At 63.8% G+C, this 19,984-nt stretch carries 18 protein-coding genes; 7 read left to right on the top strand and 11 right to left on the bottom strand.

The window, feature by feature from the left end:
• Nucleotides 1-521: DMT family transporter (locus tag ACYPXD_RS13365; RefSeq protein ID WP_459711883.1), on the top strand; the 521-nt coding region annotated here is incomplete at its 5' end.
• Nucleotides 522-643: 122 nt separating this feature from the next.
• On the opposite strand, the gene bamC is transcribed toward ACYPXD_RS13365, so the two are convergent.
• Nucleotides 644-1,969 (bottom strand): outer membrane protein assembly factor BamC, encoded by a 1,326-nt coding sequence (gene bamC, locus ACYPXD_RS13360; protein ID WP_459711881.1) that lies wholly within the window; start codon nucleotides 1,967-1,969, stop codon nucleotides 644-646.
• 409 nt (nucleotides 1,970-2,378) lie between these two features.
• On the opposite strand from bamC, the gene ACYPXD_RS13355 reads away from it, so the two are divergent.
• Nucleotides 2,379-2,792, top strand: coding sequence for a DUF2844 domain-containing protein (locus tag ACYPXD_RS13355; RefSeq protein ID WP_459711879.1), 414 nt, complete (start codon nucleotides 2,379-2,381; stop codon nucleotides 2,790-2,792).
• Nucleotides 2,793-2,921: 129 nt separating this feature from the next.
• The gene (locus ACYPXD_RS13350) at nucleotides 2,922-4,166 is read left to right on the top strand and encodes a DUF3443 domain-containing protein (protein WP_459713282.1); all 1,245 of its coding nucleotides are present in this window, start codon (nucleotides 2,922-2,924) and stop codon (nucleotides 4,164-4,166) included.
• A 16-nt stretch (nucleotides 4,167-4,182) separates the two neighbouring features.
• Here ACYPXD_RS13350 and ACYPXD_RS13345 read toward each other — a convergent pair whose 3' ends face one another.
• Nucleotides 4,183-5,292: an OmpA family protein gene (locus ACYPXD_RS13345; RefSeq protein ID WP_459711877.1), complete on the bottom strand. Its 1,110-nt coding sequence runs from the start codon at nucleotides 5,290-5,292 to the stop codon at nucleotides 4,183-4,185.
• A 106-nt stretch (nucleotides 5,293-5,398) separates the two neighbouring features.
• Nucleotides 5,399-7,543, bottom strand: coding sequence for a YadA family autotransporter adhesin (locus tag ACYPXD_RS13340; RefSeq protein WP_459711875.1), 2,145 nt, complete (start codon nucleotides 7,541-7,543; stop codon nucleotides 5,399-5,401).
• Nucleotides 7,544-7,931: 388 nt separating this feature from the next.
• Between ACYPXD_RS13340 and ACYPXD_RS13335 the strand changes: the two genes are divergently transcribed.
• Nucleotides 7,932-9,842, top strand: coding sequence for a glycosyl transferase family 1 (locus tag ACYPXD_RS13335; RefSeq protein WP_459711873.1), 1,911 nt, complete (start codon nucleotides 7,932-7,934; stop codon nucleotides 9,840-9,842).
• Between the two features lie 31 nt (nucleotides 9,843-9,873).
• On the opposite strand, the gene ACYPXD_RS13330 is transcribed toward ACYPXD_RS13335, so the two are convergent.
• The 5 genes from ACYPXD_RS13330 to ACYPXD_RS13310 form a co-directional block, all read right to left on the bottom strand.
• Nucleotides 9,874-10,104 (bottom strand): hypothetical protein, encoded by a 231-nt coding sequence (locus ACYPXD_RS13330; protein ID WP_459711871.1) that lies wholly within the window; start codon nucleotides 10,102-10,104, stop codon nucleotides 9,874-9,876.
• A 184-nt stretch (nucleotides 10,105-10,288) separates the two neighbouring features.
• Nucleotides 10,289-10,969: a hypothetical protein gene (locus tag ACYPXD_RS13325; protein ID WP_459711869.1), complete on the bottom strand. Its 681-nt coding sequence runs from the start codon at nucleotides 10,967-10,969 to the stop codon at nucleotides 10,289-10,291.
• A gap of 152 nt (nucleotides 10,970-11,121) precedes the next feature.
• Nucleotides 11,122-11,889: an amino acid ABC transporter ATP-binding protein gene (locus ACYPXD_RS13320; protein WP_459711866.1), complete on the bottom strand. Its 768-nt coding sequence runs from the start codon at nucleotides 11,887-11,889 to the stop codon at nucleotides 11,122-11,124.
• Nucleotides 11,889-12,566, bottom strand: a complete 678-nt coding sequence (locus ACYPXD_RS13315; protein ID WP_459711864.1) for an amino acid ABC transporter permease — start codon at nucleotides 12,564-12,566, stop codon at nucleotides 11,889-11,891. Before ACYPXD_RS13315 ends, ACYPXD_RS13320 begins: the two co-directional genes overlap by 1 nt.
• A gap of 95 nt (nucleotides 12,567-12,661) precedes the next feature.
• On the bottom strand, nucleotides 12,662-13,441 hold the full coding sequence (locus ACYPXD_RS13310) for an amino acid ABC transporter substrate-binding protein (RefSeq protein ID WP_459711862.1): 780 nt from the start codon (nucleotides 13,439-13,441) through the stop codon (nucleotides 12,662-12,664).
• 289 nt (nucleotides 13,442-13,730) lie between these two features.
• Here ACYPXD_RS13310 and ACYPXD_RS13305 point away from each other — a divergent pair, with 289 nt between their 5' ends.
• The gene (locus tag ACYPXD_RS13305) at nucleotides 13,731-14,615 is read left to right on the top strand and encodes an alpha/beta fold hydrolase (protein ID WP_459711860.1); all 885 of its coding nucleotides are present in this window, start codon (nucleotides 13,731-13,733) and stop codon (nucleotides 14,613-14,615) included.
• Between the two features lie 134 nt (nucleotides 14,616-14,749).
• On the opposite strand, the gene ACYPXD_RS13300 is transcribed toward ACYPXD_RS13305, so the two are convergent.
• From ACYPXD_RS13300 to ACYPXD_RS13290, 3 genes are all read right to left on the bottom strand, one after another.
• Entirely contained in the window at nucleotides 14,750-15,070 is a 321-nt protein-coding gene (locus ACYPXD_RS13300; protein WP_459711857.1) for a HigA family addiction module antitoxin, read from the bottom strand.
• Nucleotides 15,071-15,144: 74 nt separating this feature from the next.
• On the bottom strand, nucleotides 15,145-15,423 hold the full coding sequence (locus ACYPXD_RS13295; protein ID WP_459711854.1) for a type II toxin-antitoxin system RelE/ParE family toxin: 279 nt from the start codon (nucleotides 15,421-15,423) through the stop codon (nucleotides 15,145-15,147).
• 492 nt (nucleotides 15,424-15,915) lie between these two features.
• Entirely contained in the window at nucleotides 15,916-16,620 is a 705-nt protein-coding gene (locus tag ACYPXD_RS13290; protein ID WP_459711852.1) for a glutathione S-transferase C-terminal domain-containing protein, read from the bottom strand.
• Nucleotides 16,621-17,005: 385 nt separating this feature from the next.
• On the opposite strand from ACYPXD_RS13290, the gene ACYPXD_RS13285 reads away from it, so the two are divergent.
• Both ACYPXD_RS13285 and ACYPXD_RS13280 read left to right on the top strand, forming a co-directional pair.
• On the top strand, nucleotides 17,006-19,381 hold the full coding sequence (locus ACYPXD_RS13285; RefSeq protein ID WP_459711849.1) for a TonB-dependent receptor: 2,376 nt from the start codon (nucleotides 17,006-17,008) through the stop codon (nucleotides 19,379-19,381).
• Between the two features lie 27 nt (nucleotides 19,382-19,408).
• Nucleotides 19,409-19,984 (top strand): MotA/TolQ/ExbB proton channel family protein (locus tag ACYPXD_RS13280; protein WP_459711847.1); only part of this gene is annotated, 576 nt, incomplete at its 3' end.

Raw genomic sequence — 19,984 nt, 5'->3', positions numbered from 1 at the left:
CGAGCGCGGGGACGGCCACCACGCCCGCAACAACAGCGCTCGCGGCCGCCGCGGCGCTCGGCGCGACGCTGCTGTATGGCATCGCGGCAAGCTATACCAAGCGGCACCTGATGGGCGCCGACGCATTGACCGTCGCGACCGGTACGATGATCGGCGCAACCGTCGTGCTGCTGCCGCTCGCGATCGCGCAATGGCCGGCGGCGCCGGTCTCGCTGCGCGCATGGACGTCGGTGCTCGGGCTCGGCATCGGCTGCACCGGCATCGCGTATATGCTGTTCTTTCATCTGATTGCGGTCGCCGGTCCCGCGCGGGCCATCACCGTGACGTTCGTGATTCCGGTGTTCGGCATCCTGTGGGGCGCGCTTTTTCTCGGCGAGCGCGTATCGGCCGGCATGCTCGCAGGGTGCGCGGTGATTCTCGTCGGCACCGCGCTCGCGACCGGCGTCGTCAAGCGCCTGCCGCGATTCGGTGCACGCGCCAGCGCGACAGCAGCCGCAGCCGCAGCCGCCGACAAACATTGATTCGATGTACCGACACTGAAAATCCGCCACAGCAAACAAAAAGCCGCGAGACGAAAATCGTCTCGCGGCTTTTGTGCTTTCTGAAGGTTAGCGTCGGGCCGCCGTCGCGCGGCGGTCAGTGATCAGTGCAGTTGATCGATCATCAGCGACATGATCTGCTTCGCCTGCGACGACGTATCGACCGTGCCCTTGTCGTCGATGATGGCAACGCGCGTCTGGTTCTGCGTGATCGCGCGGACGTTCACGCGATACTGCTTCGCGACTTTCTCCTTGCGGCCGTGGAAGACCTGGCTCCAGAAGCCCTGCTCGGCGGAAGTCATGTCTTTCGGATCGACGTAGCGGACGAAGTAGATACCCTTCGTACGGTCGCGGTCGTCAACCGTGAAGTTGCTGCGATCGAGCGCAAGACCGACGCGCAGCCACGCGCGATCGTAGGGTTCGCCAAGCATCAGTTCGCTGTTCGAGTACTGCGCGCTCGGGCCACCGTTGCCGTTAGCGGCCCGCTCATCAGGCGTTGGCGTCTGCGCGGCGAGCGCGACGTTTTGCGCGGCCGTGGCGGCAGCGGCGGAATTCGCACCCGCACCCGCACCCGCACCTGCACCTGCACCTGCACCTGCACCTGCACCTGCACCTGCACCGGCTGCCGCGCCTGCGGCGGCATTAGGCGCCGTTTGCGCACCAGCCGGCGACAGCGCGACGTTCTGGATCTCGCCGCCGCCCGTCGTGCCGGGCGCGTTGCCGCGCGCCTGCGCCTGCACGAGCGACGCCATCAGGCGCTTCAGGTATTCGGCTTCGAGTGCCGGATCGTTCGGCTTCACGGCCCATGTGCTCGAATCGTTGTTCGCGCCGGTCAGCTGTTCGCGCAAGCCCTTCTGGCTCACGAACACATACGTGCCGCCGTTCGGCGCCGCCTCGAGACGCGTGCGGTACTTGTTACGCTCGGCCGTCACGTACGAATTGCCCAGCGCTTTTGTCAGCGTGCTGCGGATCAGACCGTCGTTGATGGCCGGATGGGTTTCGTTCCAGTCCGTTTCCATCACACTCCGCTTACGGTCGTCGACGACCAGCAGGAAGCCCTGTTCCTGCCAGAAGCGGCGCACCTGGGGCCACACCTGATCCGGCGATTCGTTGTCGACGACCAGCCAGCTTTCCGTGCCGTCGCGCTGGATATGCATGTTGGACACGGTCGGCACCACGGCCGTGTCGGGCGGCGCCGAGCTTTGCACCTGCTGCAGCGCGGAAAGGGACGTCTGTCCGCCCTGCGGCGGCAGCGAACGCTGATCGGCGGTCTCGTCGATCATGTTCGGCGGAACGGCAAGCGACACTTCCTTCGATTTCTGGTCGCTTTTGTAGTCGATTTTGGTCGGCGACGACGTGCCGCAGCCGGCGACCAGCCCGCCTGCCATCAGCAATGCTGCGAACCGCTTGGTGAGACGAAGATCAGTCATGTTCGGGGAATCCTTCCGCTACGCCACGGCAGTATCCGTGGATCAACCCGCTATTTTACCGGTCCGGCGACCCCGGTGGCAAAAACTCGGGGCGACGGCTCGCGTTGCGCACGCATGCGCACCGAAATTTAACACTTGGCAAGGTTTTCGCCGCCATTCGAGCAAACCATCGAATTCGAGATAAGTCTATTGTTTTGTCTGGAAATTTCGGACTCGCCGCACACCTAATTTTGAGATCGGGATGACTTGCTATCTCGCGTAGTTGATGGGTCGCACATGTGCGGTGCTATCTTGAATTAACGATCTCAAAAAAGTTAGGAAACCTAGTCAAATGAATTTCGCGATAACTCCGCATATTATGCGCCGTGCTGTCGCGCTTGCGGCGGTGTTTGCGGCGGCTTCGACAGCCATGGTGACCGGATCGCCGGCCCGCGCACAACTCGGCGGCACGATGCCTGCCACGCCGCGCGCCGGGAGCGCGGCCGTCGCGAACCACCTGGCCGACGCCAGCATCCGGATACGCGCGTGGACCGACGAAGGCGGCACGACGATCCATGAATACGCGACCGACGACGGACGGATCTTCGCCTACACGTGGGAAGGCCCGACGATGCCCAACCTCGACGGGCTGCTTGGCCCGTACAGCGCGTCGTATCGCGCGAAAGCGGCCCAGCTTGCCGGCACACGGGGCAGCCTGCACGCGTCGCGCATCGTTCAGCCCGACGTGATCGTCGATTCAGGCGGGCAGATGCGCAGCTACGTCGGCCGCGCATGGCTGCCGGCGGCGATCCCGCCCGGCATTTCGCCCGCGGACTTGCAATGACGGAGAACTCTCGTGTACACGCGAAACGCTCTTCATCTTCATCCCGGTCTCGTCCTCCACGCGTTGCAGGTCCACTACGCGAAACTGGCCCTCGCGGCCGGACTGTCCGCGCATACAGCCGTGGTGGCGATGCTCCTCGTTTCAGCGGCCGCGCTGAGCGGCTGCGGTGGCGGCGGCGACGCCGGACAGCCATCGGCCGCGGCGGTACCCGCGAGCCCATCGACCGGCGATCCGCCCGCCTCTCCGTCATTGCCCTCCATCCCACAGTCGAGCACGCCGAACGTGCAACCGATCGCCGTCAATGCCTTGCCGACCCGCGTGCGCAACATGCTGACCACAAGCGTCACGGTCTGCGTGCCTTCAACCACGGACTGCGCGACGATCGACAACGTGCAGGTCGATACCGGATCGAGCGGACTGCGCATTCTTGCGTCCGCCCTGCCGGCCTCGCTCGAGTTGCCGGCCATGGCCGGCGCCGGCGGCGCAGCAGGGACCGGCGCAGCAGGCAGCACCATGAGCGGCGCATGCGGTGTGTTCGGCAGCGGATACACGTGGGGTGCGGTGCGAACCGCTGACGTGCGGCTGGCGGGGCAGATCGCCGCCGCGCTGCCGATTCAGGTGATCGCCGATCCGTCCTTGCCGACCGTCCCCCCCGATTGCGCGAGTTCAGGCCCGCCGATGATGTCGCCGGCAACACTGCGCGTCAACGGCATCCTCGGCGTCGGCCTTTTCGCCACCGACTGCGGCAGCGCGTGCGCACGCAATGCGCTGCCGCGCTGGTATTACCTCTGCGTGTCCGGCGGCACCTGCACGCCAGGTTCGCAACCGCTCGCCTCGCAAGTGGGCAACCCGGTCGCCGACTTCGCGGAAAACAATAACGGCGTGATCATCGACTTGCCCGCGCTACCGGAGGCCGGCGCGCAATCCGTCACGGGCCAGATGATTTTCGGTATCGGCACGCAAGCGAACAACACGCTCGGCGGCGCGACCGTGATCAGAACCAACACGCAGACCGGCCGCATCGTGACCAGCGCGGATGGTCAGACGTGGTCGAACAGCTTCATCGATAGCGGCTCGAATGGAATGTTCTTCGCCACGACGCTCACCCAATGCGGGCTGTGGTACTGCCCGCCATCCGGCGCGACGCAGACCGCCACGATGACCGGCACGGACGGCGCCGCCATCACGCTCTCGTTTCCGGTCGGCAACGCGCAGACGCTGCTCGGGAGCGCGAACAACGCATTCGACAACCTCGCGGGGCCGTCGAGCACGATGTTCGACTGGGGGCTGCCGTTCTTCTTCGGACGGCGCGTCTATACGGCGATCGAGGCGCGCGCGACCGCTGCGGGCAACGGGCCGTACTACGCGTTCTGAAGCGCGGGCGCAGCGGTTACCCGGCTTGCAGTTCGGGGCGCCCTTGCAGCGCCCTGGACCGCGCGCCGACCACGCGAATCTCCACGCGCCGGTCGCCCGCAAGGCAATCGATCAATGCCGCGCGATCGCGCATCGCGCACGCGCTGCCCGGCTGCGCCTTGCCGAGACCACGTGCATCGATCGGCACGCTCACACCGCTGTCGGCCAGATAGCGCCGCACCGTATCCGCGCGCAGCCACGACAGACGCAGGTTGTAGCCATCCGACCCGAGCCTGTCCGTGTAGCCGGACACGACGAGGCGCTCGACTGCATCGAGCGCGCGCAAACGCACGGCAATCCGGTCGAGTTGCCGGCGCCCTTCATCACTGATCGCCGCGAGATCGCCGCGGCCGAACGCGAACAGCGCATCGGCCGACAGCGAAATAACGTCGAGCTCGTGCGGCGCGGGTTGCGCGACAGCACAGGCGGCGAGCGCCTGCGCGGCTTCGCGCATCGGGGTTTGCAGTTTTTCCGCACGCTGCTGCGCGCTCGTGAAGGCGCGCGTCCATGCGTCGTGTCCGGCGCGCGTCAACTCCACTTCAGCGCACGCGGCCCGCATCTGCGCCGGTAAGCACGCGGCGAAACGGCTATCGGCTTTGAGCGCGTTCAGTTGCGCCCATGCATCCGGGCGCACGCGCACCGATGTGCGCAGTGGTGATGCTTCGGCTGCCCGGCCGTTGTCGATATCGACGTGGGCACCGGCGCCGGCGCCCGATTCAAGCCCGCCGATCAGCGCCGTTGCCGCGCCGATCGATTCCTCGACAAAGCCCCATTCGTCACGCGCCGCGAACGCCTCTTTGCCGGTGTCGATCCAGCATTGCGCCTTCGCGCCCGTATAGGAGTCTTTCTTCGGCCCGAGCCGGTCGAGCCTCGTCTGCAGCGCATCGAGCGCCGCGCCACGGCGTTTGATCGGCGTGTACGTGTCGGTCCATTGTTTGACTGCCGCACCCGCCGCCGCGTCTTGCGGCGTGCCGAATCCGCGCTGTGCGACTGACGCATCGCGGATATCGAGTTTTTCGCGCGCCGCCTCGCTCGCGCACCCGGAAAAGGTGGCAAGCGCGGCCGCGGCGACGACCCATTGCTTCATTTCGTTCCCTCATGCATGCGCGCCGCGCGTGCATGCGATGACATTCCGCACGCACGGCGCTCGTTCAGTACTTCATGGTTTTTCTTCGACGGCTGAACGCGGCGCGTCAGTCTCCGATGACGATGCCGACTCCCGCACGGACAATCGTGCTATTGCCGCCTGACGACGCAACGCCCGCGTTGACGTTGAACGTGCCCTTCTCGCTCCAGCGCGACACGCCGATCGCGAGCGCCGCCTGGCCGCGATAGGCGGCGACACCGGCATTCAGTGTCGTGCGCCCCGGCAGATATGGCGTGACGATCTGCAGTGCGGACGCCGAGGCGATGCCTTTGCGCGTGCTCCGGTCGAGATCGTTCAGCGCCTGGTTCGCCTGGTTGAACGCGGCATTCAACTGGTCGAGATTGACTGCATCGGTGCCATGCGTGCCCGGCGCGAGATTCATGATCTGCCGCTCGGCGCCTGCGCTGCCGACCGACACCGCATTTGCGCGATCCGCGACCGAGCCCGCACCGAGCGCCACCGCGCCGTCGGCGGAAGCGGCACTGTTCCAGCCGAACGCCGATGCGCCGTTGCCTTTCGCGACGGCCTGAGCCCCGATCGCGCTTGCCGTATCGCCGGTCGCGCTCGCCTGCGAACCGAGCGCAAGCGCTGCTTCGCCATTAGCCGATGCGTTGGCGCCGAGCGCCGCCGCGTGCGTACCGCTCGCCTGTGCGGCTTCGCTCGCCGCATTGCCGTTCACGACGACAAACGGACTCGGCACGCGCGGCAGGTCATTGACGATCGCCTGACTGATCGCGCTGTTCAGCTGGCCCAGGTTGACCGCATCGAAATCGGACACACCGTTCGCGACGTGGTGGATCTGCGTGCCGCCGGCGAAACCCAGGCCGAGCGTGACGCTGCCGTAGTCGACATGGCCATCGACGTTGTCGTAGGTCACCGCGCTGTTCGCCTGGCCGTTCCCGTCGATCAGGCCCGCGTCCTTCAACTGACGCACGTTGACCGCGTCGGTATCCGCGACGCCCGCTGCGACATGGGCGATCTGACGCTCGTGTCCCGCGGAGCCGACCGATACGACGTTCTCGCGATCCGCAACCGAGTTCGCCCCAAGCGCGATCGAGCCGGCCGCCGTCGCGCGCGCATTGCCGCCGATCGCGATCGCTTCGGCGCCCGTTGCTGCCGCATCGCTCAACACCGAATTCGCGCGGAAGTATCGGATCACCGTGGTAGTTCCGCCCGTCATGGTGTTCACCACGTTGCTCAGATCGTCGATACGGATCGTATTCGTCTTGACGCGCCCATCGAGATTCGTCAACGCATCGCCGACGTTGTGATACACCGTGCCGCCAACGCCGTAGGCAGGCGGCGACACGCTGCCGTCCACGTTCACCGCCGCGCCGCCGCCGAGCGCCGCGGCCACGCCCTTCAACTGCTCGACGTTGACGACATCGGTATCGGCGGTGCCCGCGGCCACATGGATGATTTGCCGCTGCAAATCCGCATTGCCGACCGACACCGCGTTCTGCCGGTTCGCGAACGAGTTCGCGCCAAGCGCGACGCTGCCCGCACCGGTCGCAAGCGTGCCCGCGCCTAGCGCGAGCGCCGCGTCCGCATAGGTGACCGCATTGGAGCCCAGCGCGGCCGACTGCGCGCCTGAAGCGGTCGACCCCGCGCCCATCGCAAGCGTGCCGGCGCTATCGCCTCGCGCCAGATAACCGATCGCGACCGCCCCGTCCGCTTCGAAGCCCGTGGTCGCGCCGGTGCCGATCGCCGTCGTGCGCAACCCCAGTGCACCGGCGCCGGAACCGACCGCGGTCGAATAGCTGCGCGCAGCGAACGCACCGGCGCCGAACGCGGTTGCATTGACACCCGAAGCGGCCGACGTCGGGCCGACCGCCATTGCGTTCAGATCGTCGGATGCATGAGTCGGCGCGCCCGGCGTTGTGTTCGGACTCACCGCGATGTAGTCGGTGACCGGCGCCGCGGCGAGCACGCTGGCACGCAACGGCGGCGCGGACTGTTGCGTTAGAAGCTGCACCACCTGAAGCGGCACGCGGTCCGCTTCGCGCGTGTCAGCCGCCTCGGCCGCCCTTGCGGCATGCGCGAACGAGGCCGCCCCGACGCCGACCGCAAGCGCTGCCAGCCGCGCCTTTCCGGCCGGCGGCCGCAACCTCCAGCGCCGCGCACTGCGCTCGCCGCCCACCACCGATGCATATTTGTCGCGCGCACGCGTGACATATCGTTTGTTCTTCATCTCTAGCCTGCAACCCGTAAATGACCGACTGAACCGGGTGAACTCCGGCTCTCCGCCTCAAATGGCCGAGACCCAGAATCCACACCTGTTTTTTAATATGGATATCGAACTAATCTGCTGATACCAGTAACTTCACGATCTACTCTCCTTGTAGCTTCGCCACACACCCCGCATGGAACCGTCAACGTCTACAACCTGTCCTGCCGACGGAACCGTCATGCCGTCCGACACGTTTGCTTACGTCGACAGCAGGTGAATCCTACAAAGATTCGAAAAGATTCGATACAAGAAAACTCTCAAAATGATGTCGGTAGCAGACTTTTCCGGCAGGGCCGTGAACGGCCTTACATATAATTAGCGATACCAAGTTTTCCAGTCTCCATTCCCGATGCACACCTCCTTCCTGCTCGATGACTTCGAGCAATGCGTCTATACGCGCGAGCACGACAAGGCCACCGAACAGCTGATCACGCTCTTCGCACTGCTTCAGCAAAAACGCGGCGAACTGGACAACGACTTCTGTGCATCGGGTCTTGCAGACTTGCCGGCAGCTATACAACAACAGCGCTTTTGCGCGCGCGCCGCTGCGGCCGTCACCGCACTCTTCGCCGATCCTGCGTTCCGTCCGGCGGCCTCGGTCATCCGGTCGCTGATGTCGATGCAAGCGTGGATCGGTTCGCTCTTCGCCGCAACACCGCTTGGCAACGCCGATCACATCGCGCGTTGGCTCTATCGCTCGTGGAAAGACAGCTCCGCTGCGGGAGGCCCATCGGGCGCCGCCGCGCACAGCCCGCTCGAGAAATTTTGCGTGCTGTATTTGAGCGAATCAAACCTGACGCTCGAACTCGGCGATATCTGGTCATGCGATCCGGTCGCGGCCGCGAGCCTTGCTCTCGCGTTGCTGTCGAATGAGTTTCAGGGCTCCGCGAGCGCGCACGGCAAACGCGAGGCGCTGCTCGAGTGGCTGCCGGGCAAACTCGCGCAGATCGGCGACCTCGATGTGCTACCGACTGGCGTGCTGCACAACGCCTATATGTACTGCAGCTATGCCGACACCCCGCGCCGGCATGCGATCAAGGCCGATATCAATGGGCTCGTGCGGCGCAAGCTGGACCAACTCGGCCTTCACGACCTCGAATTTCCCGCTGCGGCGCCGGCGCCCTCCGCCGCCCACAGCACACGCCGCCGGCGCAAGAAAAAGCCGCTGATGATCGTCGTGCTCGAGTGGTTCGGCGGCGCGCATTCGATCTACCGGACCCACTCGCGGACACTCGCCGCCGCGCGCACCCATTTCGAAGTGGTCGGGTTCGGCTTCGGCTATGCGGTCGACGAAACCGGCCGTGCGCTTTTCGATCGCTTTATCGAACTGGAGGAGCCGGACTATATCGGCGAATGCCTGAAAACGGTTCGCGATTTTGCACAAGCGGAACAGGCCGATGTGCTCTATATGCCGAGCGTCGGCATGTTCGTGCTAACCGTTTTCATGTCGAATCTGCGCGTGGCGCCGCTGCAGATCGCGGCGCTCGGTCATCCGGCGACCACACGCTCGCAGCGAATCGACTATGTAAGCGTCGAGGAGGACTATATCGGCGACCCGGCCTGCTTCAGCGAAAAGCGGCTGACCTTGCCGCGCGACGGTCAACCGTATGTCGCATCGAGTGCGTTGCCGCCGCTCGCACCCGCGGTGCCTGCGCGACGTGACACGCTCGATATTGTGATCACGGCGAGCCAGATGAAGCTCAATCCGCGCTTCTTCGACGCCTGCCGTCAGATTCAGGAGCGTGCGCAAACGCCGGTGCGGTTTCATCTGATGACAGGCGTGCGGCGTGGCGTACTGCTCGAGCATATGCGCCCGGTCGTTGAGCACGCGCTGCCCGGCGCGATCGTGCACGGCTTTCATGCGTATCCGGACTATCTCGCGCGGATTCATCACGCGGATCTGTTCCTGAGCCCCTTCCCGTTCGGCAACACGAACGGCATCGTCGACGCGTTTACGCTCGGCGTGCCGGGCATCTGCATCACGGGACCGGAAGTATTCGAGCACATCGACGGCGCGCTCTTCGCGCGTGCGGGCATGCCGGCATGGACGATCGCCGCGTCTATCGACGCTTACGTGAACGCGGCTATCAGGATGATCGACGGGCACGGCGAGCGCGAAGCGCTGCGCACATGGTTGATTGAAACGAAAGCGGTCGAACGGTTCTTCGACGGCGATCCGTCGGTGTTGGGCGCGCGCGTGCTGGAATTGGTGAAAGCGCGGCGGGCGGATGCCGGGCGGACAAGCGAAGCGCTAACGTAGTGGACACGAAAGCGCGCGGCCCGCTAGTGTCCTATCCATTGCCACGCGCCAGCACCTTTTCGAGCGCCATCGACCTCGCTGCCTCTTCCGCCGCCGCGGCGGTATCGAACACGGAGCCGGACACATGCACCTGATGCCATTCGGGCTCGTCCGACGCATCGCGGAAAATCCGGAAGCGCGCGCAGAAGCCATGCGGCGTGACGGGCACGACATCGATGTCGACCGATGCGCCTTCAATCTGATGTCTGATGTAGCCATCCATGCTGACCTCCCGCTTCGCGACACTGGAAATCGTAGCACTGGATGGCGGGCGCGCACGCAAACGGTGGCGATGCGTATGTTGCGATGCGATAGCGACGGGCGGCGATGGACGGAACGGCGAGTGCGTGGGCGCCGGCCGCGAAGCGGTTGAGTCGAGTTGAATTGCGTCGGCGCGTGTCAGCCTGCTACCTGGCCGACTGCGCCTTGTCGTCATCGGTATGACTGACGAGTCGTCCCGGCGAGAGCCAACGGAAGGACGTGAGAGTTGGGCCGTCGAATCTGCATTCGATCGCCGCGGGAATGGCGAGCTTGACCGGCTTCTTCGACGCGCGCGCCGTCTTCTGACTGGTTGCGGCTGTCTCGTCCGGTGAGGACGCAAAGGTCGGCGCAAGAACGCCTACCATGCCCGTCGATGCGGATGTCGACATCGAGGTGGAAGGTTGCGCATCCGCCGATGTCTGCGGCGCGGCTTCGGTTGCCGCCGTTGCCGGCGCGGCCGCCGACGGTGCCGAAGCAGCCGGACGCGCCGCCGCCGCTGAAGGTTTTCCCAACGCAGTAGAGGACTCGGGCTCGGACGCCGCCGAAGCATCCGAAGCATCCGACGCTGGCGGACGCGCCCACGCCGCCGTGATCGCCGCGACCGACGATGCCGGCACCGTGCTCTCGAACGCCCCTTCGACCACCACGCGGCTGCCATGAATACCGGCGCCCGTATGACTGATCTTCAACGTTTCCGACGCCGCCCGATCGGCGGCCGCGCTGCGCATCGTGTCTTCGCAGGTCGCGGCATTCTTGTAGACGGTGCAACCGGCGAACAGCGCAAATGCCGCGGCAGACGAAACCAGGGTGAAAACGCGGGTGTTCATAAATCGTCCGTTCTTGATCTGCCGGGCATTGTAGCCTGGAGGCGGCCGGACGCTCGCTACAGCGTTGCCGAGCGGCGGTTGCCAAGCGGCGCGCGGTCGGCTGCGCTGTTCAGCGGTTTGGCCCGCTCGGTTTGGCCTGCTCATTCAGACGATCAATTCGCCCACGCGTCAGGCAGGCTTTGCGTCAGCGTCGAGACAAAGTTCGCCGTTTCCTGCTCGCGCGGCCGCGTGAAGATGTCGCGCGACGGTCCGGCTTCGACGACCACGCCATTGCTGAGAAACAGCACATCGCGCGAGATCGATGCGGCAAGGCGCAGGTCGTGCGTGGCCATCAGCATCGTCATGCCTTCCTGCGCGAGCTGACGCAGCACTTCCACGACTTCCCCCGCAAGGCCGGGATCGAGCGCCGACGTCGGTTCGTCGCACAACAACACGTCGGGCGATGGCGCAAGCGCGCGAGCAATCGCGACACGCTGCTGCTGGCCGCCCGATAAGGTAGTGGGCCACGCGTCCGCCTTGTGGGCAATGCCGACTTTGGCGAGCAGTTCCTGCGCCCGCGCACGCGCGCGTTCGACATCCCATTTCTGCACGGTCACGAGCCCTTCCATCACGTTCTCGAGTACCGTTCGGTGCGGAAACAGCTGGAAGTTCTGGAATACCATGCCGGTGCGACGACGAATCGCGAGCACCGTGTCGCGCGGCGGCTTCGTCGCACGGTTGAATTCCACGCGCAGATCGCCCAGTTCGAGCGTGCCTGCCTCCGGAATTTCGAGCAGGTTCACACAGCGCAGCAACGTGCTCTTACCGCTGCCCGACGGACCGATCAGCGCGGTGACGCTGCCCGGTTCGAGCGCGAGGTCGACGGCGGAGAGCACACGATGGCTGCCGAAGTATTTGTCGATTTTCTCGAGACGAATCATCAACTGCTCGACTGGAAAAGCGCATGCCGCGCGAACCTGCGTTCGAGCCGCACTTGCGCGGAAGACAGCACCGAGCTGAACACGAGATAGATCAGCGCGGCTTCCGTATAGAGAATCAGAGGCTCATAGGTAACCGACGCGATCCGCTGCGCCGCCTGGAAAATTTCCGGCACCGTCAGCACGGCGGCGAGCGACGTATCCTTGACAAGCGAGATAAACGAGTTCGCGAGCGGCGGCAGCGCGACGCGCGCCGCCTGCGGCAGAATCACGCGCCGTAGCGCCTGACCTCGCGTCATGCCGATCGAATACGATGCTTCCCACTGCCCTTTCGGAATCGACTCGATGACGCCGCGAATCACTTCCGAATTGTATGCACCGACATTGAGCGAAAAGCCGATGATCGCCGCCGTCAACGGATCGAGCACGATGCCGACGTTCGGCAAGCCGTAGAAAATCACGAACAGTTGCACGAGCAGCGGCGAGCCGCGGATCAGCCACACGTAAAAGCGCACGATGGCGATCGCCCACGGCGGCCCGAACAGGCGCACCAGCGCGACAATAAACGCGAGCGCCAGCCCGAGCGCGAACGAGATGAGCGTCAGCGGCACGGTGAAGACGAGGCCCGCGTACAGGAGGGGCCACAAGGACTGCCCCATCAGATGCAGCCAGGCAGGCATGATTCAGGCTCGCGTGATTCGGGTTGTCAATCCAGCTTCGATGGCGGCTTCGAGGTCCGCTTCAATGCGGCGGCGAAGCGCGTGCGCAGTCGCGCTCATCGCGAGACGTCTTTGCCGAAGTACTTGTCGGAGATCTTCGCGTACGTGCCGTCCGCCGTCATATCGTGCAGCGCCTTGTCGATGGCCGCTTTCAACTCAGGGTTACCCTTGCGAATCAGCACGGCGGATTTGTCGCTCTGGTCGCTCGTGTCGAGCGCGGCAATTTTCACCTTCGCGTCCGGCTTGTGCTTCTTGAAGTCGAGGAACGACAGCGAATCGTTGACGGTCGCATCGACGCGCCCCGACGTCAGCAGGTCGATCGACTCGTTGAAACCCTGCACCGGCACCACTTCCGCGCCATGCGCGGCAGCCAGCTTGCCGAAGTTGCTCGTGAGCGTATTGGCGGACTTCTTGCCCTTCAGGTCGTCGAACGACTTGATCGACGTATTGTCCGAACGGACGATCAGCGCCGCGTGCGACACGATATACGGGTCCGAGAAATCATATTTAGCCTTGCGCGCGTCGGTGATCGCGACTTCGTTGATCACCGCGTCGTAGCGATTCACGTCGAGGCCGGCAATCAGGCCGTCCCACTTTCCTTCGACGAACTCCGGCTTGACACCGAGACGCCTGGCGATTTCACGGCCGATCTCGACATCGAAGCCCGTCAGTTGCCCGGACGCATCATGAAACGAGAATGGCGCGTACGTGCCTTCCGTGCCGATCTTGAACACGCCGGCGGACTTGACCTGCGCGAGACCGTCCGCCGCGAAAGCGGCGGTTGCGGTCGCAATCTGTAGCAGGCCAATGAGCAGAAGAGATCGAATCGACTTCATGAGTGAACTCCGTAAATTGTTTTATCCGTCAAGGCGATGCCCGCAGCATCAGGCATGCCGCCGAGTGCGCGGGACTGTAGCAAACGGCTTATATTTCAGCAACGCATTTCGCGCTTTAACTATATGCGGTGGCGGAATAAGCTAGACCGAAACCGCACATTTGGCAATGCGCACGTCTACGGGGCAAACCGCTCCGCGCGCCTTTAAAGACGCGCACAACTGAATGCCTCGACAGGTAAGATGGACGCGTGGAGCCCGAAAAACGCCGCCCGCCAGGGCCTCTGATGCGATGCACAGCCCACCGAACCCCGATTCCGCTGCTACCGCGCGCAGCCACCCGGCGGAACCCGACAGCGCATTTGCAGCGCTGCCTGCCCGCTGCGGGCATCCCGCGCTCGCAATCGAGTACCGGTGGCTGAACCCGCAGCTGCGCGAAGCGCCGCTTGTCGTGTTCCTGCACGAAGGGCTCGGCTCGGTCGCAATGTGGAAGGACTGGCCGCAGTCGCTGTGCGATCGTCTCGGCATGCGCGGCCTGATCTATTCGCGACCAGGCTATGGGCGGTCAACGCCGCGCCCGCACGGCACGCCGCTTCCGTTCGACTACCTGTCGACGCAAGCCCGCGATGTATTGCCTGCGCTGCTTGACGCACTGAATGTCGCCGCGCACGAGCGCGAGCGGATGTGGGTTATCGGCCATAGCGACGGCGGCTCGATTGCGCTGCTCTATGCAAGCGCATTTCCGAAGGCGCTAGCGGGCGCCGTGGCGATTGCGCCGCATATCTTCGTCGAAGAGGCCTCGGTCGAGGGCGTGGCGAAGACAACGATCGCCTACGAGCAACGAGGTTTGCGCGACAAGCTGGCCCGCTACCATGCCGACGTCGATTCGGCCTTTTACGGATGGAGCGATGTCTGGCTGAGCCCCGCGTTCAGCAGATGGAACATCGTCGGGCAGTTACAGGCGATTCGTTGCCCATTGCTCGCCGTGCAAGGCCGCGACGATCACTACGCCACGATGGCGCAAATCGAGGGTATCGCCGACGAGGTACCGCACACGAGGCTCGTCAAGCTGAACAATTGCGGTCACTCGCCGCACATTGAAGCACCGCAGGCGCTCGACGACGCGATCGCCGCGTTCGTTGCGTTTGATGCATTCGTTGCATTAACGAGACCCTGACGCCATTCGCCTTGCCGCACGCCAGGCGTGGCAACCACGCCATACCGCAAGCCTTCTTCACCGCGACATGGCGTACGGCTCGCACTGCGGCTTGCACTGCGGCTCGCACTGCGGCTCGCACTGCGGCTTGCACATCACGCAGCGGCATCCACGGGCTGAGGCATCGGTGCCGGCTTGACCTTCTTCGGCGCGTGCTTGCGCGCCTGCCACAGATCGTAGTCGGCCTGCAGACTGAGCCACAAATCGGCACGACCGCCGCGCTCGACGCCGAGCCATGCTTCGATACGCAATGCCATTTCCGGCGTGACGCCAGCGCGCTCGTTCAACACGCGCGACAACATCACACGCGATACGCCCAACTGGCTTGCCGCCTCCGTCACGCTCAACTCCAGCGCAGGCAACACGTCCTCACGCAGGATCGTGCCAGGATGCGGAGGATTAAACATCTTAGCCATAGGAACCCCCTAAGAAAAAACCGATAAAGCACTTTCCAAACCGGGAAAACAAACGCGGGAAAGACACGTACACCTCAGTGATAATCCTCGTAGTTGACGAGCTCAGCATGGCCCTCGTCGAATTCGAATGTGAGCCGCCAGTTACCGTTCACCTGAACCGACCAGCGGTCTTTCCGCTTGCCATGCAATGCATGCCACCCCCAGCCGAACTGATTCATGTCCGCCGGCAATTTCGCCGTGTTCAACACGCCAAGCTGACGGTTCAACTTTTTCGCGTGACACGCCTGGATACCCTTTTCGCAACCTGTCAGAAAAAAACGCTCGAGGCCTTTGTGCTTGAATGATTGGATCATGTGTGAATTCCTGAACCGCGCCTGCCTCACGGCGTTGTCCCATCCCGCACCGACATCACTATAGACTGTAAACCATAGATTTACAATAGTACGGAACGGGGCAAGTCCATTCCGTGCCGCTATGCACGTCGCCAACCAGCCGAAGCATCGAGCCTCGGCCAGCCACCGCTAGCGACGGGACACAGCAGGCGATGTCTTACTGCGACGCCTTTGCGCCGCGATTCAACGAGAAAATCGGACAGGCGAGCGCGGCAGTCATGCGGCAATTCCGCAATCGATACGGGTACCTAACGAACGGATTCAGACAGACAGAGAAATGAGCGACCGCCTGTACCGCAGCGGTCTATCTTCTTCGATGTACCGCATGCGCCGCAATATGCCGTTCGGCCAGTTTTTATCGGTACTTTTTGGCGTTGCGGCCGAGCACGCGAAGCGGTATGCGGAGGTGAGCGAGCGCGCGGCGTCCACGCGCCCGAGAGTCGAACCCGCGATTCAATCCGGCCGCGGAATATTCAACCCGCGCGCAACGGCGGGACGTGCAACGAAAGCATCGAGCGTGCGCGTGACATGAGGGAAGTCCGTCATGCCGACCAGTTCACCTGCCTCGTAGAAGCCGGTCAGATTGCGCACCCATGGAAAAACGGCGATATCGGCGATTGTCAACCTATCGCCCATGATCCATGCGCGGCCCGCGAGCCGCTCGTTGAGCACGTCGAGCAGCCGCCTCGCTTCAGCGACATACCGGTCACGCGGCCGCTTGTCCTCATAGTCCTTGCCGGCGAATTTATTGAAGAACCCGACTTGCCCGAACATCGGCCCAATGCCTCCCATCTGAAACATCAGCCACTGAATGGTTTCGTAGCGGCCCGCGAGTTTTTGCGGAATGAACTGGCCGGTCTTGTCCGCGAGATAAACAAGGATCGCGCCTGACTCGAACAACGCGAGCGGCATTCCTTCCGGCCCGTTCGGATCGATGATGGCCGGAATTTTGGCATTCGGATTGACCGATCGAAATTCGGGCGACTTCTGATCGCCGGTATCGAAGCTCACGCGATGCGGCTCATACGGCAAACCCGTCTCTTCGAGCATGATCGAGATCTTCACGCCATTGGGCGTGGGCAACGAATACAGCTGAATCCGGTCTGGATGACGCGCGGGCCACCGCGTTGTGATCGGGAATGCGGAAAGATCTGCCATCGAGCGTCTCCTGTGGGGCGAGTGGATCGGCATGAGCGCGCTTGAGCGCTTTCCGGCATCACGCCATGCATTGGGGTAGCGATTTTAATCAAGCGTTGCATGCGTCGCACCGCGTCGTCAACACACCCCGTCCACGCCGCCCTCATCAATGCGCGCACCTCCCCGCATCGCGCAGTCTCGCGTAAATATTTAATGCCGATTTTAAATGTTATGTTATATCATTCGCGCACCGCGCCTTGACGGATGGATGCATGAGCCGGGGCTACCGGCCACGGCGACTGGCGCGCATCGACGGGATTCCGCTGCCTGACGACCACAGGCCAAGGGCCGAGCGCCCGGGGCGGGACCTGAAAAAAAAGATCAACAACTCAAACCATTGTTCGGAATGAAATCTCGCACACACATTGCGCAAGCCGCCGTGCTGCTGTTCGCGGCGCTTGCAGGCAGTCAGACATGGGCGGCCGACTCGGCCGCGAACGGCGCCAGCAGCGCGGTGACCACCCTGAGCGGCACAGTCGAAGACGCGAACGGCAAGCCGATCGCCAATGCGCAGGTGAGCTTGAAAAACTCGAACGGCGGCGACGCCGGCCATGCCAATACCGACGCCAAAGGCCATTTCGAACTGAACGACGTCGCGCCCGGCGCCTATGCCGTTGCCGTGACGGCGACGGGCTTCGAAGCGACGACGAAGCTTGCCGATACGACGACCGGAACCCCTGCGCCGCTTGCGCTCAAGCTGAAGAAGGACGACACGCTCGACGTCAACGTCTACGCGAAGCGCCTCGATCAGGCACGCAACGGGCTCTTGCCGGAAACGGGCAGCAGCATTTATCGCATCACGAGTGCCGATATCCAGGCAATGCCGCAAGGCGAAAACACGCCGTTGAATCAGGTGCTGCTGCAAGCGCCGGGCGTTGCCGACGACTCATTCGGCCAGGTACACGTGCGCGGCGATCACGCCGACCTGCAATACCGGATCAACGGCATCCAGATCCCGGAGCCAATCAGCGGCTTCGGCCAGTCGCTCGATACGCGCATCATCGATCAGGTCAATCTGCTGACGGGCGCACTGCCCGCGCAATATGGCGACCGCACGGCCGGTATCGTCGATATCCATACGAAGAGCGGCGATACCGGCGACGGCGGCTCGATCGACGTATTCGGCGGCAGCCATCAGACGCTGCGCACCAGCGCCGACGTGTATGGCAGCAAGGGCGACTTCAGCTACTTCTTCACCGGCTCGCTCGGTGTGAACAACCTCGGTATCGAGGCGCCGACCGCGAGTCCGTCGCCGATTCACGACCATACGCGCCAGGGCGACGCGTTCGGCTACATGTCGTATCTGATCAATCCGTTGACGCGCGTCTCCGTGATGCTCGGCACCGCGGCCAACCAGTTCGAGATTCCGAACACGCCGGGCCTGCCGCAGATGTTCACGCTGGCCGGTACGCCGACGTTCAACTCGGCGAATCTGAACGAGACCCAGTCGGAGCTCAACAACTACGCGGTCATCGCGCTGCAAGGCACGAACGGCGGCGATTTCGACTACCAGGTCGCGCTGTCCACACGCTATACGCGCACGCAGTTCAATCCCGATCCGGTCGGCGATCTGATCTTCAACGGTGTCGCGTCGAACGACTTCCACAACGACACGGCGAACACGCTGCAAGCCGACACGACGTGGCGTCTGAACAGCGCGCACACGCTGCGCGGCGGCCTGCAGCTGCAGCAGGAACACGCGCAGTTCAGCGACACGGTGTCGGTGTTTCCGACCGACGCGGACGGCAATCAGGCATCGGATGTGCCGATCACGCTGCAGGATTCGAGCAGCAAGACCGGCTACCTCTATAGCGCGTATCTGCAGGACGAGTGGAAGATCACACAAAAGCTGACGTTGAACTACGGCGTGCGCTACGACGGCATGAACGAGTTCGTCACCGCGCATCAGTTGAGTCCGCGCATCGGCGCCGTCTACCAGCTGACACCGGTGACGACACTGCACGCCGGTTATGCGCGCTATTTCACGCCGCCGTCGTTCGAACTGGTGTCGAGCGGGACGATCGGCCGCTTCGCCGGCACGACGAACGCGCCCGAAGTCACGCAAAACGACCCCGTGCAACCCGAGCGCGACGACTACTACGACGTCGGCGTCACGCAGCGTCTGGGCTCGGATGTGACGATCGGCCTCGATGCGTACTACAAGAAGGCGCACAACCTGCTCGACGAAGGGCAGTTCGGCACCGCGCTGATCTTCGCGCCGTTCAACTATCAGTATGGGCGCGTCTACGGCGTCGAATTCACCGCGAACTACAAGCACGAGAACATTTCCGCGTACCTGAACGTCGCGTATAGCCGCGCGCAGGGCAAGAACATCGACTCCGCGCAGTTCAACTTCGGCGCCGACGAACTCGCGTTCATCTCGAATCATTTTGTGTTCCTCGATCACGACCAGCGCGTGACCGCGTCGTTCGGCGGCTCGTACACATGGCACACCACGACCTTCACGGCCGACGGCACGGTCGGCAGCGGTCTGCGCTCGGGCTTTGCGAACACGGACAAGCTGCCGCTCTATGCGCAGGTCAATCTCGGCGTGATCGAGCACATCCATGCGCCGGTGGTCGGCAAGGTCGATGTGCGCGGGTCGGTCGTGAACGCGTTCGGCCGCGTCTATGAACTGCGCGACGGGTCCGGAATCGGCGTTGGCGCGCCGCAATTCGGCCCGTATCGCGCGTTCTATGCGGGCATCACGAAGTATTTCTAACCGCGTCAGACTATCGAGGAAGCTTCGATGCAAGACTGGACAGGTATCGTGGAAGCAGCGCGCGTCGCCGGGTGGATCATCTACCCGCTCACGCTGCTTGCGCTCGTCGCGCTGTTTATCATCCTCGACCGGCTGTATGTGTTCTGGCGATTCGCGCGCGTGCCCGACATTGCGTCGTACGGCGGCGATATCAGCGCGCTGCTCGCGACGCTCGCGCCGCAACACGCGCTGCGCCGGCTCCTGACACCGCTGGTCGGCGAGTTCACGAAGCCCGTCTGGTGGATCGAGGAACGCGCGAGTGCGCTCGCGCTCGACGTGCAACGCGACATATCGCGCGGTCTGTGGGTGCTCGAGACGATCGTCACGGCGGCGCCGCTCGTCGGCCTGCTCGGGACGATCGTCGGCATGATGCACGCGTTCCGGCTGATCGGCGGCAACGGGCTCGTCAATCCGACCGGCGTGACCGGCGGCGTCGCGCAGGCGCTCGTGGCGACCGCCCTTGGCCTCGTGATCGCGCTCGTCGCGCTGTTCGCGTTCAACTACTTTTCGCGGCGCATCGACCGGCTCGTCGAAGAGCTCGAGACCTTCACGAGCGCGTGGCTG

The sequence above is a fragment of the Paraburkholderia sp. 2C genome (assembly GCF_054589215.1).
This window is presented reverse-complemented; position numbering and strand designations above follow the sequence as displayed.